Source organism: Salmonella sp. SSDFZ69 (assembly GCF_004010755.1).
GTDB lineage: Bacteria > Pseudomonadota > Gammaproteobacteria > Enterobacterales > Enterobacteriaceae > Salmonella > Salmonella enterica.
On sequence record NZ_CP034831.1, the window covers coordinates 678,508 to 692,364 of the forward strand.

The window sequence follows — 13,857 nt, forward strand, 5'->3', positions numbered from 1 at the left end:
CTCTCAGGAGACAGGAATGAAAGTAAATCTGCCAGCGTTTGAACGTGCAGGCGTCATGGTTGTGGGTGATGTAATGCTGGATCGCTATTGGTATGGCCCCACTTGCCGTATTTCACCGGAAGCGCCGGTGCCCGTGGTTAAGGTAAATACCGTTGAGGAACGTCCGGGCGGCGCGGCGAACGTGGCGATGAACATTGCGTCTCTGGGAGCGAACGCCCGTCTGGTCGGCCTGACGGGTATTGATGACGCCGCGCGCGCGCTGAGCAAAACGCTGGCGGAGGTCAATGTGAAGTGCGACTTCGTTTCTGTGCCGACGCATCCGACGATTACCAAACTGCGCGTACTATCACGTAATCAGCAGCTCATTCGTCTTGATTTTGAAGAAGGCTTTGAGGGCGTGGACCCGCAGCCGTTGCATGAGCGTATCAACCAGGCGCTGGGATCGATCGGCGCGCTGGTATTGTCCGATTATGCCAAAGGCGCTCTGACCAGCGTGCAGACTATGATTTCCCTGGCGCGCCAGGCGGGCGTGCCGGTGCTCATCGATCCGAAAGGAACGGATTTTGAACGTTACCGCGGCGCCACGCTGCTGACGCCAAACCTTTCTGAATTTGAGGCGGTCGCGGGGAAATGTAAAAGCGAAGACGAACTGGTTGAACGTGGCATGAAACTCATTGCCGATTACGACCTTTCCGCGCTGTTGGTCACGCGTTCCGAACAGGGAATGACGCTGCTGCAACCGAATAAAGCGCCGCTACATATGCCGACGCAGGCGCAGGAAGTTTATGATGTTACCGGTGCGGGCGATACGGTGATCGGCGTGCTGGCGGCGACGCTGGCGGCGGGAAATACTCTGGAAGAGGCGTGTTATTTCGCCAATGCGGCGGCGGGCGTAGTGGTAGGTAAACTCGGGACGTCAACGGTTTCCCCTATTGAGCTGGAAAACGCAGTGCGCGGACGCGCGGATACCGGCTTCGGCGTCATGACCGAAGAGGAGTTGAGACAGGCCGTCGCCAGCGCGCGTAAGCGTGGCGAGAAAGTGGTTATGACCAACGGCGTTTTCGATATTCTGCACGCGGGCCACGTCTCTTATCTGGCGAACGCGCGCAAACTGGGCGACCGCCTGATTGTTGCGGTCAATAGTGACGCCTCGACTAAACGTCTGAAAGGCGAAAGCCGTCCGGTTAATCCGCTCGAACAGCGTATGATCGTGCTGGGCGCGCTGGAGTCGGTCGACTGGGTTGTCTCTTTTGAAGAGGATACGCCGCAACGACTGATTGCCGGTATTCTGCCGGATCTGCTGGTAAAAGGCGGCGACTATAAGCCGGAAGAGATCGCGGGCAGCGAAGAGGTCTGGGCCAACGGCGGTGAAGTCATGGTGCTGAACTTCGAAGATGGTTGTTCCACGACCAATATCATCAAAAAGATCCAGACCGAGAGCGAGAAGTAAAACCGCGTCATCAGGCGTTACAGACGCAGCGGGCGCTGATTTTGAAGGCGCGTCGGACATTTTGTTTCGACGCGTATCTCGCGGTTGACGCTGCTTTTTTTTCGACCTAAAGTAAAGGAATAAGGGTGAGAGGGGATCTCTCCCCCCTCTGATTGTCTGTTAGTAAGCTGCGAAACTTATCAGTAACAGAACAATCAGTATGATGACCTGGTGCATCATAACCCTTTCCTTATTAAAGCCCCTTCCTCGGGAGGGGCTTTCCCGTTTCAGCCCCTTGCTGACATCGCGATTGTTGGTGAGTGGCCTGTCTGGCGCAAGGGCTTTCTCCCGCCGATTTTGCGTTACTGGATCGCCCACGCAAAATGGCCTGCTGGTCATAACGCTTTGTACAGACAAGGTGGAAAAAAGATAAAAAAATCCCCGGTCTTATGACCAGGGACAGGAGATATGGCGGGGGGTTATTGCTCTTTTATCGTTGCTTCGCGATTAATCTCATCCGTTGCCGATGAAACCAACGGCGTGGTCAGCGCCTTTAGCGAGCCGCCAGCGATGCCAATCTCGTTTAACAGCGAATCGATCAGCGGCGCCTGGGTACGATAGGTGAGCGCGGCAGATAACGCTTGTTCCGCCAGGTTTCCCCCGTTAGCGCCGCCAGCGGCGACGTCGCCCGCCGTCGCGCCGCGATTGAGGCCATCGACCTGAATAATCTTAATGCCGTCGATGGATTTCATCGGTTCAACAGACTTCTCAATAACAGCAGGCAACGATTGTAAGAGCGCTAGTTTAAATTTGAGGCTGGTTTGTTCGTCAGATAGTACGTTGATAGCGTCATTCAGCGCCCGTTGCGCTTCGGCTTCCGCCAGACCTTTTTTACGCGTTGCTTCCGCCAGTTCGATGATGGCGGCGGCTTGCAATTCTGCCGCTTCTTTCTCTGCTTTTGCCCGAACGGTCAGTTCGACCGCTTTGGTTTCCGCATCCTGCGCCGCGGCGATCAGAGCGACCTGCTTGGCGCGATCCGCTTCGGCGGTCTGGCGGGTGGTTTCTACGTTTTGCTGGGCGCGAACCGCATCGGCCAGCGCGTCGTTGGCGCGCGCTTCTGCTTGTGATTGCTGCTCGGATTTGGCGGCAATGGCGATAGATTTCGTCTGGTTGGCGATTTCTGTCACCTGTTGCTGTTCGATCTCTTTAATACGTACTTCACGCTCGGCCTCAACTTTCCTGGACCGTACTGCTTGCTCACGTTCGATCTCCGTCTCCTGGATCTGCCGCTCAGCAAGAATGCGCGTCTGTTCTGCTTCACGATGGCGCTCGGCCTCAAAAGCGGCAATTTTAGCGTTTTGTTCGGCGGTGCGGGTTTTAACCTGTTGCTCCTGCTCCAGAGTCATAAAGGCTTCTTGCTGCTCGATTTCCAGCTTGCGTTCAAGCGCGTCGCGGTTCTTTTCGCGCACCGCCACTTCCACATCCTGTTCCACTTCATTACGTTCACGACGGCGGCGTTCGGTTTCCTGCGTCAGTTTCGTCAGACCTTCGGCATCAAAGGCGTTGTTTGGGTTGAAATGTTCTTTGGACGTTTGGTTAAAGTTGGTTAAGGAGACGCTTTCCAGCTCCAGGCCGTTTTTCGACAAATCTTCCGCAACGGTGTTTTGTACGCCCTGAACGAAGTTTTCACGCGTATCCTGTAGCTCATGCATCGTCATCTGGGCTGCGGTAGCGCGTAAGGCGTCAACGAATTTATCCTCAACCAGCATACGAAGATCTTCCGGCGACAGCGTTCGCTGGCCAAGCGTTTGTGCGGCGGTAGCAATACCTTCAACAGAGGGTTTTACACGCACGAAGAAAGCGACGACCACGTCAACGCGCATACGATCTTTGGTGATCAGGCTATCGACGGTAGCACGGCTGACTTCAAGTTTTAGGGTATTCATATTGATCGGAATAATTTCGTGAAAGATTGGCATCACAATAGCGCCGCCGCTCATCACCACTTTTTGCCCGCCAAGCCCGGTACGGACAAACGCCTGTTCCGCAGATGCGCGGCGATAGAGGCGAGCAAAAATGATCCCGATAATTAGTAAGACGATAACCGCCACGATGGCGGTAAACATCCATGATGGCAATATGCCAAAAACATCATCCATTATGTAAGTTCCTCTCAATTAGACATAGAAGGTACGCTCAGCCAAATAACGCGTTGCGGAAAGTCGGCAGACAATCAGCACCTTGTCTCCTTTTTTAAATTCTTTTCCCTTTTCAGGTTCCAGCAGTAAATAGTGAATCTGGCCGAACTTATCGGTAAATTTTCCTTCGCAAGGTGTACCGGCGACGGCGGCGTGGCCGGTAATTATCGCCATGCCGCCGATAAATTCCTCTTCCCGGAGGGCGGAGCTTTCATCTCTGGGTAGCCAGGGCGCGAGGATTTTTCCGCTGTAATGCACGGCAAAGACCGACAGGACAATGCTCAACGGGACCAGCAGCAGATTGCTGAGCGGCGCTTGCCAGAGCATGATCCCGCCATGCTGGATGAGAATGCCGAAGAGGCCGAAATAACCGGCCAATAGACAGAGGACGACCAGGGCGGGAACGCGTCCAATATTCAGATAATGAAGCGCCTGGCCCGCAGGGCCGGATGACAGGGCGTCATAATGATCGAGATGGGCGTCGAGCGCGCCTGAAAGAAAGTGGCCAAAAATCAGAGAAATCATCTCCAGCACGCCGATAAAGAAAACGAACGCAATGGCAAACAGATAGGGGCTGTTATACTCCGCAAATAAGGTCATATTTTCTATCCTTGTCGCCGCCTTCAGAAGGGTGTTCGCGTGATAATTTTCATGCTTGTTATTTCACTGCGTTACAATATCATGTGACCCATATCTCCTTAAGTCCGAAAAGCGATTTATCCGTCGTTATCTTTGGTGAATATTGTGATTTTGCGCATTAAATTTGCGCACGTTATGTATAAAACCGCCGTACATATAGGGAAATACTGAAATCAGAAAAAGCATATAGCCTTAACAGAATTCAATAACTGGAGGGTATGCTGATGAACAACAATAACGTCTATTCACTAAATAATTTTGATTTTCTGGCGCGCAGTTTTGCCAGAATGCAGGCGGAGGGGCGTCCTGTTGATATCCAGGCGGTAACCGGCAATATGGACGAGGAGCATCGCGACTGGTTTTGCAAGCGTTACGCGCTTTACTGCCAGCAGGCGACTCAGGCGAAAAGGTTAGAATTAGAACACTAATGCAGGCTCCCTTATACAGGCGCAGGACATTATTCAGATCTTATATGAGCGGGCCGTCAGGCCCGTTCACGTTTTTACTCTTGTGGATCGACTGGCGGGATGGCGGGCGCAGGTTTTACTTCTTCAGGCTTGTCGCGAGCTTCCAGTTCGCTGAGGCGTTGCTCCAGCAGCGCCAGTTTTTCCCGGGTGCGCAGCAAGACCTGAGTCTGGACATCAAACTCTTCGCGGCTCACCAGATCGAGACGCGTCAGCTGAGATTGCAGCGTTTGACGGATTTTTTTCTCGATATCTTCCCCGAACTCGCGAATACCTTTCGGCATTGACTCATGAACCTGGCGTGCGATTTGCTCAATTTTTTTCGGGTCAATCATTGTGGTTTCCCTGAACTGGTAAGTGTTAGCTCTTATTGTAGTGCGATATGTGGACGCCATAAACCAGAATTGTGTGACGTCATACGGAGTAAAGGCGTTGATGAAGGTAATCAATAGCGTTATAGTTAACCCGCTTATTCTCAGGGCGGGGCGAAATTCCCCACCGGCGGTAAATCAGCGATGTTTAACGCATTTCTCATCACGGCGCGCCGTGACGGAACGCGGAGAGCAGGTTGAAAGCCCGCGAGCGCTTTTTGCCATAGCGAAAAGGTCAGCAGATCCGGTGTAATTCCGGGGCCGACGGTTAAAGTCCGGATGGGAGAGGGTAACGATCCAGTCGGGCATGGACCCGCTCACGTTATTTTTTTGCCGCTTGTCGGCACTCCTAAGACTGCCCTGATTCTGGTAACCATAATGTTAATGAGGTTTTTTTACCATGAATCAGACGCTACTTTCCTCTTTTGGTACGCCTTTTGAACGTGTTGAACTTGCACTGGATGCGCTGCGTGAAGGACGCGGTGTGATGGTGCTTGATGATGAAGATCGTGAAAACGAAGGCGATATGATTTTCCCCGCAGAGACGATGACCGTAGAACAGATGGCGTTAACCATTCGTCACGGTAGCGGTATTGTTTGCCTGTGTATTACTGAAGACCGTCGTAAGCAGCTCGACTTGCCAATGATGGTGGAAAACAACACCAGCGCCTACGGCACCGGTTTTACCGTGACCATTGAAGCCGCAGAAGGCGTGACCACCGGTGTTTCCGCCGCTGACCGTGTCACTACGGTGCGTGCGGCAATTAAGGATGGCGCAAAACCGTCCGATCTTAACCGTCCGGGGCACGTTTTCCCACTGCGCGCTCAGGCGGGCGGCGTGCTGACGCGCGGCGGTCATACGGAGGCGACCATCGATCTGATGACGCTGGCCGGTTTTAAACCTGCAGGTGTATTGTGCGAGTTGACTAACGACGATGGGACGATGGCGCGCGCGCCGGAGTGTATCGCGTTTGCAGGCCAGTATAATATGGCGGTAGTCACGATTGAAGATCTGGTGGCTTACCGCCAGGCGCATGAGCGCAAAGCCAGCTGATCGAACGGATCATGGTTGAAAAAAGCCGATGAGATGTCATCGGCTTTTTTGTATTCCTTCGGTGCCATATTGTTCAGTTTCAAAGAACGACGAATAAGCTGAATGGTAAAATTATTGTGAGAAAAGCAGAGGCCTGAATGCAGACCTCTGCTTTGGTTTATCTATTCAGGTTATTTGCCTCTGGCCAGTTTCAATGCCCAGGCGCCGCTCATCACCAGCAGCAGAATCAGGCACAACCCAAAGGCCAACATACATGCCTGCGCCATGTTCATAAAGTGCCAGGGCGGAAGCAGATACCAGCCTTCGGACTGCTGGTAGAGATCGACAAACCACTGCTGTACGCTACTGAGCGTTACGCCATCAGGGACGATAGGCGCGTCATAACCGCAGTCTCCGGTAGGTTTAAACCACTCCGGTGCCCATTCCGCCAACGGTAAGTTGAAAGGAAAGGTCGGGTCAGTCGAACATCCTTGCACGCCAAAAAGTGAATCGGGGTCCGCATTATGTACCGCATGATGGATACCATTAAGCTTAATAGAAAACTTAATGCCCATAATGCTGCCATAAAACGCCGCGATGCAGCCAATCAGCTTCAGCACGATATTTTTGGGATTTATCGCCGCAATCACCCCGCCAATTACCATCACAAACATCGCGTAACGAATGTAAACACACTGTTCGCACGGCGCCATGTAGAGATAGATTTGGAAGAACGAGTGCGCCAGGATAATTAACCCTCCCATCGCGATGGCCATTAACAGCCACAGAAAGCGCTGTTCCTGCCATCTCACCAGCGTATCTACTGGTCTTGCGCGTAGGTCTCGCCATAATCCCTTAATAAAATCCATAATCGTTTCCCTGCTTATTTTTTAGTGGCCAGTTCCCGAACGAGTTCAGCCATAGAATCGATGGATTTGATGTTTTTGGTATAGATAAGGTACTTGCCGTTGACGACGTAAGCCGGAACACCCTGAATTTTGGCAACGTCATAGGCGGCTTTCCATTTTTCCAGAGTCTCCTGAACGGCAGGATCTTTCAGCGCCGCTTCAAAATCAGCCTGGCTCATGCCTGCGGCGTCCAGCCCGGTTTTAATAAATGCCGCCGGATCTTTCCCATCTGACCAGCGCTCTTTCTTATCATGGTAAGCCGCGTACCAGGCGAACTTCGCTTTTTTGAATTGTGATTTAGCATCAAATAACGAAATCCCGGCAGCTTTATCTTTGGCGATCAGGACTGCAAATACTTCGCTGGCCTGTTTGCCATATTCGCCTTTTGTTTCCAGGTGGAACGGAGTGAACGTAACGAGATCGGCTACTTTATCAGAAACCGGACCTGTTACGGCTTTGTCATATTTGTAGCAGAAAGGGCAGGCGTAGCTAAATACCTTAATCAGCGTTTTATCCGCATTAGGAATCGGTTTCTCCAGAACCATATAATCTGTGCCCTCGGTAAAAGCCGATGCCGCAAAAGGAGTGACCAATGCCGCGGTTAATACTACGCTTTTAAATAAAGAGGTAATCCATTTAGATGACATATTAATTCCTTCCCGTGATTTATTTAAACATTTGCGTTGGATGAACCAGTAACGCACGATAGTGAGTCTGGTTGGGCTTATCCGACAGCACATCAATTTCAACTTTCACTTCTTTCGTTTTATAGTCAATCTCATTCAGTTTGCCGACTGTGGGTTTACCAACGTCGAACAGGTTAATAGAACCGCCAAAGCCGAACATGGTGTCGCGGTCTTTTTGATATTCAACAACCGAGGTAATAGGACTATAGAAATCATATCCACGTTCTTTACCGTATTCCCAAACTTGTTGTACGGTGCCTTTCTTCTCATCGATCTTATATTCGACAAAACGGGAATATTTCATGGTCGGTAGAGCCGGTTGCTCCAGGCCGCGACCATCGCCGTTATCAAAGACCGTTAACGTGCCTTTGCTGGAAAGCCATGCCGTATGTTGGGTATAGGTGAAATCGAAATCGGTGTCCTTACACTTGCCATTTTCGTCACAGGTCAACGGCTTACCATGATCGTCTACCGGTTTCAGCAATTTACTGGCTAGCTGCTTATTCCAGCCTTTAGACGGTGCCAGTATCCATTTCACCTGCTTATCGCGACCAATTTTTACAATACCCTGATGGCGGGAAGAAAGGATGATGGAGTCGTCTTTCGCGTCATAAGCGATAGAGTTGACGTGCGCCCAGTTACGACCGGCACCAACGCCAAGCGCATCGCCATACGGCGTATCCGGTTCAAGTTTCGCCTGCTGTCCGGCATGGGCCAGATCGACGTTCACGCATACTGCGCCCGCATCCAGCGCGCCGAGCAGCGCATCACGCATAGGGTCGAGGATTTTGGTTAAATCCCAAACGTCTACTACGCGGCCAGACTTATCGACCTCAATGATTTGGTCACGAATAGTATGAACATGTATGCCGTCTTCTTTGCGGTAATCGCGTTTGCCGACGCGCAGCAGTACGGTGCCGTTCACGGTTTCGATGGATTCATGAGACGCATCCAGGAACCCGCGCGGCAGTTTATGATCGGCAAGAATTTGCCCCATCATGTCAAACTCGTACCAGTGTTGGCCCTGCACCGCGGTAAAGGTGCCGCGAGGCGTTTCACGAATACCCATCAGATAGCCGCGTTTGTTGATATTCATATCGTGGCCGTCGTAGAAGGTATCTTGATCCAGCCACCAGCGGTATTCACCCTGGGTGTCGACCACAAACGTATAAGGGGCGATATCGAAAGGCAAAGCCCCGCCCGCCGGACCGGCATCAAGAATGCCCGCATTTTTATCTTTTTCGCCGTGCCAGTGAAATTCAGCGCCCTGCGGCGTAAAGGTATGGGTATTTACCAGATAAAGACGATCTTCAAATCCTGGCGCGACTTTAATAACTTTCGTTTGCTGGAGATCTGAAATAGAACGGTTATCCATATAATGGTTGACGATGGCGGACGTCTGCACCACATAGTCATCCTTCATGGCTTTGCCGTTTTCTTTATATTCTACCGTGACGTTGTTGGCAAATTTCTGATAAAGGCCAAAAATAGGAATACCGTCATAGGTTTCTAAAGATTCTTTCCCAACGGTATAAGTAACGGGAACGCCCTTTTCCCCTTTACCATGTACAGTAACTTTAACGTCTGAAATAATATGGCTATCCAATTCCACCAGTGCGGTGAGAGGGGCATTACCGTAAGGATCGACAACGACTGCGCCTAATTTCCCTGCGGGCTGCGCCGGTTGAAAACCTGCAGCAAATGTACTGGCTGCGGTGAGTCCGCATGTCAGTGCGACGGCGCCGGCAAGTATTGTTTTCCGGTATTGGTCAAACATGGATATATCTCCTTATATACAACTTCTAAATATAATACTTCTGAATATACTATGTTTTTATGAATGATAAATGAGGTAAATGATTGGTCTTTAAATATAAGTCATAATGCTATTACTTATTTTAAAGTATATTCTGTATCAATATTTTTTAATTGCCTGAGTGAGTCGATAGTAGGAGTGTGATATTTTAAGAACAATATAAATTAGTACGAAGTGTGATCTTATCGACATTGTTTTCTGCTTAATACCTCTTTCATTATTGTGTTTCACCACTGATTTATATGATCAAAATCATTTATTTGTTCCACAAATATGCCAGTATATGAATACGTCAAAATAAGGGTATGTAAAATTTTAACGTTAAATGTTTAGTGATGTTAAATTTTAAGGGTAAAAAGGATGTTTATTGCCTGGTATTGGATAATATTAATCGTTCTGGTGGTAGTAGGGTATATTTGCCATATGAAGCGTTATTGCAGAGCGTTTCGGCAGGACAGAGATGCATTACTTGAAGCGCGAACGAAACGTTTTCGCCAGACGAGCGAAGGCGACAGCGTGATGAATGAGCAGAAATAGCGCATATCCTTGACGGGCAGCCGGATGTTGCTTGGCTAAAGGCCTGCATCCGGCGCGACGTTTCTCTTAACCGATACCTATCGTCTGCAAAATGACGAGACTGAGCCCCATGATGGACATACCGCAAAGCACGCCATAGCTGGGGTTATTGTTAGGATCGATCTCTTTTGCCAGCGGCATCAGTTCATCGACAGAGAGCGCCACCATAATACCGGCGACTGCCGCCATGATAGCCGCCATAACGATTGGCGAAACCAGACTGCCCAAAATCAGCCACGCCAGCACGCCGCCAAGAATTTCCGCCATGCCGGAGATACCGGCCCAAAAAATCGCGGTACGTTTTGAGCCCGTCGCGGCATAAACCGGACCGGCAACCGCCAGACCTTCAGGAATATTGTGCAACGCCACCGCCAGTGCGATGCCGAAACCCAGTTCAAGATTGCTGCTGGCAGTGACAAAGGTGGCGATCCCTTCCGGAAAGTTATGCAGGCTAATGCCGAGCGTCAATAAAATCGCAGTGCGTTTTATCGAGCCGGGAAGCGGCTGCTGCCTCTTTTGCACCAGATCCTGCGGATGAGCGTGAGGAAGCAGGCGGTCCAGCCCGAAGTAGCCCAACAGGCCGATAATAAACATCCCGTAGCCCAGTACAGGCGACATCCCCTCGGTATCTAACGCGGCGGGCAGCATCTCCATCAGCGAGATGAGCAGCATGATCCCTGCGGCGAAGCCCAGCGAAAAAGCCAGCACGCGGTTAGACGGTTTTTGGCCAAGAACGCCAAGAAACGCGCCAATAAAGGTGGCAGCGCCCGCCAGTAAGGTCAGAATAAGTGGTACTGACATCCATTACTCCTTATCAATTTGCCGTCCGAACCTGACCTTCAAAATAACTGATGATCTTCATCATAGTTATCTGAGTTCTTCCTCTGTGAAGAAAGCGTATGGTGATGTTAACAAAATGTCTTTCCTGTAAGGATAACATCATGTCTTTAACGTGTATGCCAGCATTGTTTTTGGGGCATGGCAGCCCGATGAACGTGCTGGACGATAATGATTATACCCGCGCCTGGCGGCGATTGGGGGAAGCCCTACCGCGACCACAGGCGATAGTGGTGGTGTCGGCGCACTGGTATACCCGTGGGACGGGCGTCACAGCGATGGAAAGGCCGCAAACTCTCCATGATTTTGGCGGTTTTCCGCAGGCGCTGTATGACACGCATTATCCGGCCCCTGGATCGCCTGCGCTGGCGCAGCGTTTGGTTGAACTGTTGGCTCCCGTTCCCGTCGCGCTCGATAAAGAGGCGTGGGGATTTGATCATGGCTCCTGGGGTGTATTGATCAAGATGTACCCGAATGCGGATATCCCGATGGTGCAGCTTAGTGTTGATAGTACCAAACCGGCGGCATGGCATTTTGAGGTGGGCCGTAAACTGGCGACGTTGCGTGACGAAGGCGTGATGCTGGTGGCCAGCGGGAATGTGGTTCATAACCTGCGGACTGTGCGTTGGCACGGTGACAATATACCGTATCCCTGGGCGGCGTCATTTAATGACTTTGTGAAAGCCAATCTGACGTGGCAGGGGCCGGTAGAACAGCACCCGCTGGTGAATTATCTGCAACATGAAGGGGGGGCCTTATCGAACCCGACGCCGGAGCACTTTTTGCCTTTGCTGTATGTACTTGGCGCCTGGGACGGCAAGGAACCTATCACCATCCCGGTCGACGGTATTGAGATGGGCAGTATAAGTATGTTGTCGGTGCAGGTGGGGTAGGCCGGATAAGGCGCGGAATGATTGCCCGATGGCGCTACGCGCATCGGGCTTACAGGAGAATCTATCCTTCGACAAAAATATGCGGATAGAAGCGGGAGAGATCCTGGGTGATCAGCGCCCGATCTTCACGGATACCAATTCCGGCGGGCTGATCGTTAATCAGCCAGCTACCAATCAGGGTGTAACTGTCGCCGAATTTTGGCAGCGGATAGAACTGTTGCACGATCATACCCTCTTCGCCATACGGGCCTTCCACGGATTCGATCGTTTTACCGTTCTCAATAATCGATACGTTCGCCCCTTCGCGGGAGAAGATCGGTTTCACGACATATTTATCCATTGGCGGATGTTCGTCTTCGGCGAAATACGCAGGCAACAGATTCGGATGGTCCGGGAACATCTCCCACAACAGCGGCAACAACGCTTTATTGGAGATAATGCTTTTCCAGGCCGGTTCCAGCCAGCGCACGCCGGCATCTTCCAGCTTGGTGGAAAACATCTCGCGCAGCATAAATTCCCACGGATAGAGCTTGAACAGGTTCGCAATGACCTGATCCTGCAGATCCGTAAATTGGCCTTTTTCCCCCAGACCAATATCGTCGATATAGAGAAATTCGGTGGCGATTTCCGCTTCGGCCGCGCAGTCCTGTAAATACTGAATGGTGCCGCGATCCTCAACCGTATCGCGACAGCAGGTGAGATGCAGCAACTGAAAACCATACTGCTCGCGAAGTTCAGCAAAGCGTTCAATCAGCTTTTCCTGCAGGCTATTAAACTGATCGCTGCCTTCCGGCAGATTGCCCGCGTTGATCTGATCTTCCAGCCATATCCACTGAAAAAACGCCGCTTCATACAGCGATGTTGGCGTGTCGGCATTATTTTCGAGCAGCTTAGGTTCGCCGATGCCGTCCCAGGCCAGATCGAGGCGGGAATAGAGCGACGGTTGTTGCGTTTGCCAGGACTGGCGAACAAAACCCCAGGTATGTTTTGGAATACGAAACTTCGTCATCAGCTCATCGCTGGCGATGACGCGTTCTACTACCTTGAGGCACATCTGGTGCAGCTCGGCGGTAACGTCTTCCAGTTTTTCCACCTGGGCGAGCGTTAACTTGTAATAAGCGTCTTCACACCAGTACGGTTCACCATACATAGTGTGAAAATTAAACCCGTATTCAGTCGCTTTATCGCGCCAGTCCGGGCGCTCGGTAATACTGACTCTTTCCATGCGTATCAGCCGCCCATCGAACGTGTTGAAGTACCGGCAGCGCTACGCTGCATGGTGCTCTGTTTGGCGACGGATTCGCCAAAACCGCCGCGGGTAACTGTTGTTGTGGTGGCCGGTTTCGGCGCCATCGCGGTTTTCGGTACGGTCATTGTCCGGCCCGGTTGCGCCGCGCCGTAGTTTTTACCTGCCGCATCGGTATATTTGCCGTATGCAGGGCTGGCCGGGTTTTTCGAGCTAAACAGCGGCTGTTGCGCAAAGCCTGCGCCGCCGCCCATCAGACGCCCCATCATGTAACCTGCCATAAGCGGCATCCAGAAACTGCCGCTGGATTGTTGGGCCTGCGCCTGATTTTCCGGCGCCATGCCAGCCTGTGCGGGCGCTTGCTGGCACTGACCTTCGCCAAACTCAGCGACGCAATCTTCGCGTGTAGCGTACTTAGGCGCAGTACGTTCGGCCTCTTTCAGCGCATTGTTATACGCGGTTGTACATTCCGCGCTTTTGCCCGGATTCGCCGCTGAACAGTCATCAGCGTTTTGATACAGCGATACGGTTTCATCGCTTTTTTCACAGCCAGCCAGCATAAAAACAGCCGTAACCGCCAGGGCGACCGGCGTTAAATGCCGCGCGCTCCAGCTTTTGCGAAATGATGCGTGATGGATGGATTTTGTCCGTTTCATATTTGTCTTCCAGGACCCAGTGGTAAATACAACATGCGTTCAGAATAGAGGATGACTGGTCGAAATTGAAGCGAGAAAAGGCGAGAATGCGGCGGAATAGCAGGA

15 protein-coding genes and 1 riboswitch are annotated in these 13,857 nt (G+C 51.5%); of the genes, 5 read left to right on the plus strand and 10 right to left on the minus strand.

The window, feature by feature from the left end:
• The first annotated feature begins 16 nt into the window (after positions 1-16).
• A complete protein-coding gene (gene hldE / locus EOS98_RS03310) occupies positions 17-1,450 on the plus strand; it encodes a bifunctional D-glycero-beta-D-manno-heptose-7-phosphate kinase/D-glycero-beta-D-manno-heptose 1-phosphate adenylyltransferase HldE (RefSeq protein WP_000867682.1) in 1,434 nt (477 codons plus the stop codon).
• Between the two features lie 159 nt (positions 1,451-1,609).
• Here the strand turns inward: hldE and EOS98_RS24690 are convergent, their stop codons facing one another.
• The 3 genes from EOS98_RS24690 to EOS98_RS03325 all read right to left on the minus strand — a co-directional run bounded on the left by EOS98_RS24690 (position 1,610) and on the right by EOS98_RS03325 (position 4,227).
• The gene (locus tag EOS98_RS24690) at positions 1,610-1,669 is read right to left on the minus strand and encodes a type I toxin-antitoxin system Ibs family toxin (RefSeq protein ID WP_001804776.1); all 60 of its coding nucleotides are present in this window, start codon (positions 1,667-1,669) and stop codon (positions 1,610-1,612) included.
• A gap of 239 nt (positions 1,670-1,908) precedes the next feature.
• Complete coding sequence (locus EOS98_RS03320; protein ID WP_000342878.1) at positions 1,909-3,588, minus strand: flotillin family protein; 1,680 nt, start codon at positions 3,586-3,588, stop codon at positions 1,909-1,911.
• An 18-nt stretch (positions 3,589-3,606) separates the two neighbouring features.
• Positions 3,607-4,227: an OB-fold-containig protein gene (locus EOS98_RS03325; RefSeq protein WP_000171739.1), complete on the minus strand. Its 621-nt coding sequence runs from the start codon at positions 4,225-4,227 to the stop codon at positions 3,607-3,609.
• A 257-nt stretch (positions 4,228-4,484) separates the two neighbouring features.
• Here EOS98_RS03325 and glgS point away from each other — a divergent pair, with 257 nt between their 5' ends.
• Complete coding sequence (gene glgS / locus EOS98_RS03330) at positions 4,485-4,694, plus strand: cell surface composition regulator GlgS (RefSeq protein WP_000928927.1); 210 nt, start codon at positions 4,485-4,487, stop codon at positions 4,692-4,694.
• A gap of 74 nt (positions 4,695-4,768) precedes the next feature.
• Here the strand turns inward: glgS and ubiK are convergent, their stop codons facing one another.
• On the minus strand, positions 4,769-5,065 hold the full coding sequence (ubiK, locus tag EOS98_RS03335) for a ubiquinone biosynthesis accessory factor UbiK (RefSeq protein WP_000566824.1): 297 nt from the start codon (positions 5,063-5,065) through the stop codon (positions 4,769-4,771).
• 132 nt (positions 5,066-5,197) lie between these two features.
• Positions 5,198-5,396, plus strand: a riboswitch (FMN riboswitch).
• A 105-nt stretch (positions 5,397-5,501) separates the two neighbouring features.
• On the opposite strand from ubiK, the gene ribB reads away from it, so the two are divergent.
• A complete protein-coding gene (ribB, locus tag EOS98_RS03340; protein ID WP_126523826.1) occupies positions 5,502-6,155 on the plus strand; it encodes a 3,4-dihydroxy-2-butanone-4-phosphate synthase in 654 nt (217 codons plus the stop codon).
• A gap of 170 nt (positions 6,156-6,325) precedes the next feature.
• On the opposite strand, the gene dsbI is transcribed toward ribB, so the two are convergent.
• From dsbI to EOS98_RS03355, 3 genes are read right to left on the minus strand one after another with little or no spacing between them, the layout of a single operon-like run.
• Positions 6,326-7,003, minus strand: a complete 678-nt coding sequence (gene dsbI, locus EOS98_RS03345) for a protein-disulfide oxidoreductase DsbI (protein WP_000345576.1) — start codon at positions 7,001-7,003, stop codon at positions 6,326-6,328.
• A gap of 14 nt (positions 7,004-7,017) precedes the next feature.
• Positions 7,018-7,689 carry a thiol:disulfide interchange protein DsbA/DsbL gene (locus EOS98_RS03350; protein ID WP_000096230.1) on the minus strand — a complete coding sequence of 224 codons (672 nt, stop codon included), beginning with the start codon at positions 7,687-7,689 and terminating at the stop codon, positions 7,018-7,020.
• A 19-nt stretch (positions 7,690-7,708) separates the two neighbouring features.
• The gene (locus EOS98_RS03355; protein WP_000460259.1) at positions 7,709-9,505 is read right to left on the minus strand and encodes an aryl-sulfate sulfotransferase; all 1,797 of its coding nucleotides are present in this window, start codon (positions 9,503-9,505) and stop codon (positions 7,709-7,711) included.
• Between the two features lie 399 nt (positions 9,506-9,904).
• Between EOS98_RS03355 and EOS98_RS24590 the strand changes: the two genes are divergently transcribed.
• Positions 9,905-10,081 (plus strand): hypothetical protein, encoded by a 177-nt coding sequence (locus tag EOS98_RS24590; protein WP_000469259.1) that lies wholly within the window; start codon positions 9,905-9,907, stop codon positions 10,079-10,081.
• A gap of 66 nt (positions 10,082-10,147) precedes the next feature.
• Here EOS98_RS24590 and zupT read toward each other — a convergent pair whose 3' ends face one another.
• Positions 10,148-10,921: a zinc transporter ZupT gene (gene zupT / locus EOS98_RS03360; protein WP_000115874.1), complete on the minus strand. Its 774-nt coding sequence runs from the start codon at positions 10,919-10,921 to the stop codon at positions 10,148-10,150.
• Positions 10,922-11,061: 140 nt separating this feature from the next.
• Between zupT and ygiD the strand changes: the two genes are divergently transcribed.
• Positions 11,062-11,850, plus strand: a complete 789-nt coding sequence (gene ygiD, locus EOS98_RS03365) for a 4,5-DOPA dioxygenase extradiol (protein WP_001520560.1) — start codon at positions 11,062-11,064, stop codon at positions 11,848-11,850.
• 61 nt (positions 11,851-11,911) lie between these two features.
• On the opposite strand, the gene EOS98_RS03370 is transcribed toward ygiD, so the two are convergent.
• Both EOS98_RS03370 and EOS98_RS03375 read right to left on the minus strand, forming a co-directional pair.
• Complete coding sequence (locus tag EOS98_RS03370; protein WP_000442833.1) at positions 11,912-13,075, minus strand: glutathionylspermidine synthase family protein; 1,164 nt, start codon at positions 13,073-13,075, stop codon at positions 11,912-11,914.
• A 5-nt stretch (positions 13,076-13,080) separates the two neighbouring features.
• The gene (locus tag EOS98_RS03375) at positions 13,081-13,752 is read right to left on the minus strand and encodes a DUF1190 family protein (RefSeq protein ID WP_000831528.1); all 672 of its coding nucleotides are present in this window, start codon (positions 13,750-13,752) and stop codon (positions 13,081-13,083) included.
• Positions 13,753-13,857: the final 105 nt, after the last annotated feature.

Coding starts and splice junctions, on each gene's coding strand:
- hldE (WP_000867682.1), top strand. CDS start 17: ATGAAAGTAAATCTGCCAGCGTTTGAACGTGCAGGCGTCATGGTTGTG.
- EOS98_RS03320 (WP_000342878.1), bottom strand. CDS start 3,588: ATGGATGATGTTTTTGGCATATTGCCATCATGGATGTTTACCGCCATC.
- EOS98_RS03325 (WP_000171739.1), bottom strand. CDS start 4,227: ATGACCTTATTTGCGGAGTATAACAGCCCCTATCTGTTTGCCATTGCG.
- glgS (WP_000928927.1), top strand. CDS start 4,485: ATGCTGATGAACAACAATAACGTCTATTCACTAAATAATTTTGATTTT.
- ubiK (WP_000566824.1), bottom strand. CDS start 5,065: ATGATTGACCCGAAAAAAATTGAGCAAATCGCACGCCAGGTTCATGAG.
- ribB (WP_126523826.1), top strand. CDS start 5,502: ATGAATCAGACGCTACTTTCCTCTTTTGGTACGCCTTTTGAACGTGTT.
- dsbI (WP_000345576.1), bottom strand. CDS start 7,003: ATGGATTTTATTAAGGGATTATGGCGAGACCTACGCGCAAGACCAGTA.
- EOS98_RS03350 (WP_000096230.1), bottom strand. CDS start 7,689: ATGTCATCTAAATGGATTACCTCTTTATTTAAAAGCGTAGTATTAACC.
- EOS98_RS03355 (WP_000460259.1), bottom strand. CDS start 9,505: ATGTTTGACCAATACCGGAAAACAATACTTGCCGGCGCCGTCGCACTG.
- EOS98_RS24590 (WP_000469259.1), top strand. CDS start 9,905: ATGTTTATTGCCTGGTATTGGATAATATTAATCGTTCTGGTGGTAGTA.
- zupT (WP_000115874.1), bottom strand. CDS start 10,921: ATGTCAGTACCACTTATTCTGACCTTACTGGCGGGCGCTGCCACCTTT.
- ygiD (WP_001520560.1), top strand. CDS start 11,062: ATGTCTTTAACGTGTATGCCAGCATTGTTTTTGGGGCATGGCAGCCCG.
- EOS98_RS03370 (WP_000442833.1), bottom strand. CDS start 13,075: ATGGAAAGAGTCAGTATTACCGAGCGCCCGGACTGGCGCGATAAAGCG.
- EOS98_RS03375 (WP_000831528.1), bottom strand. CDS start 13,752: ATGAAACGGACAAAATCCATCCATCACGCATCATTTCGCAAAAGCTGG.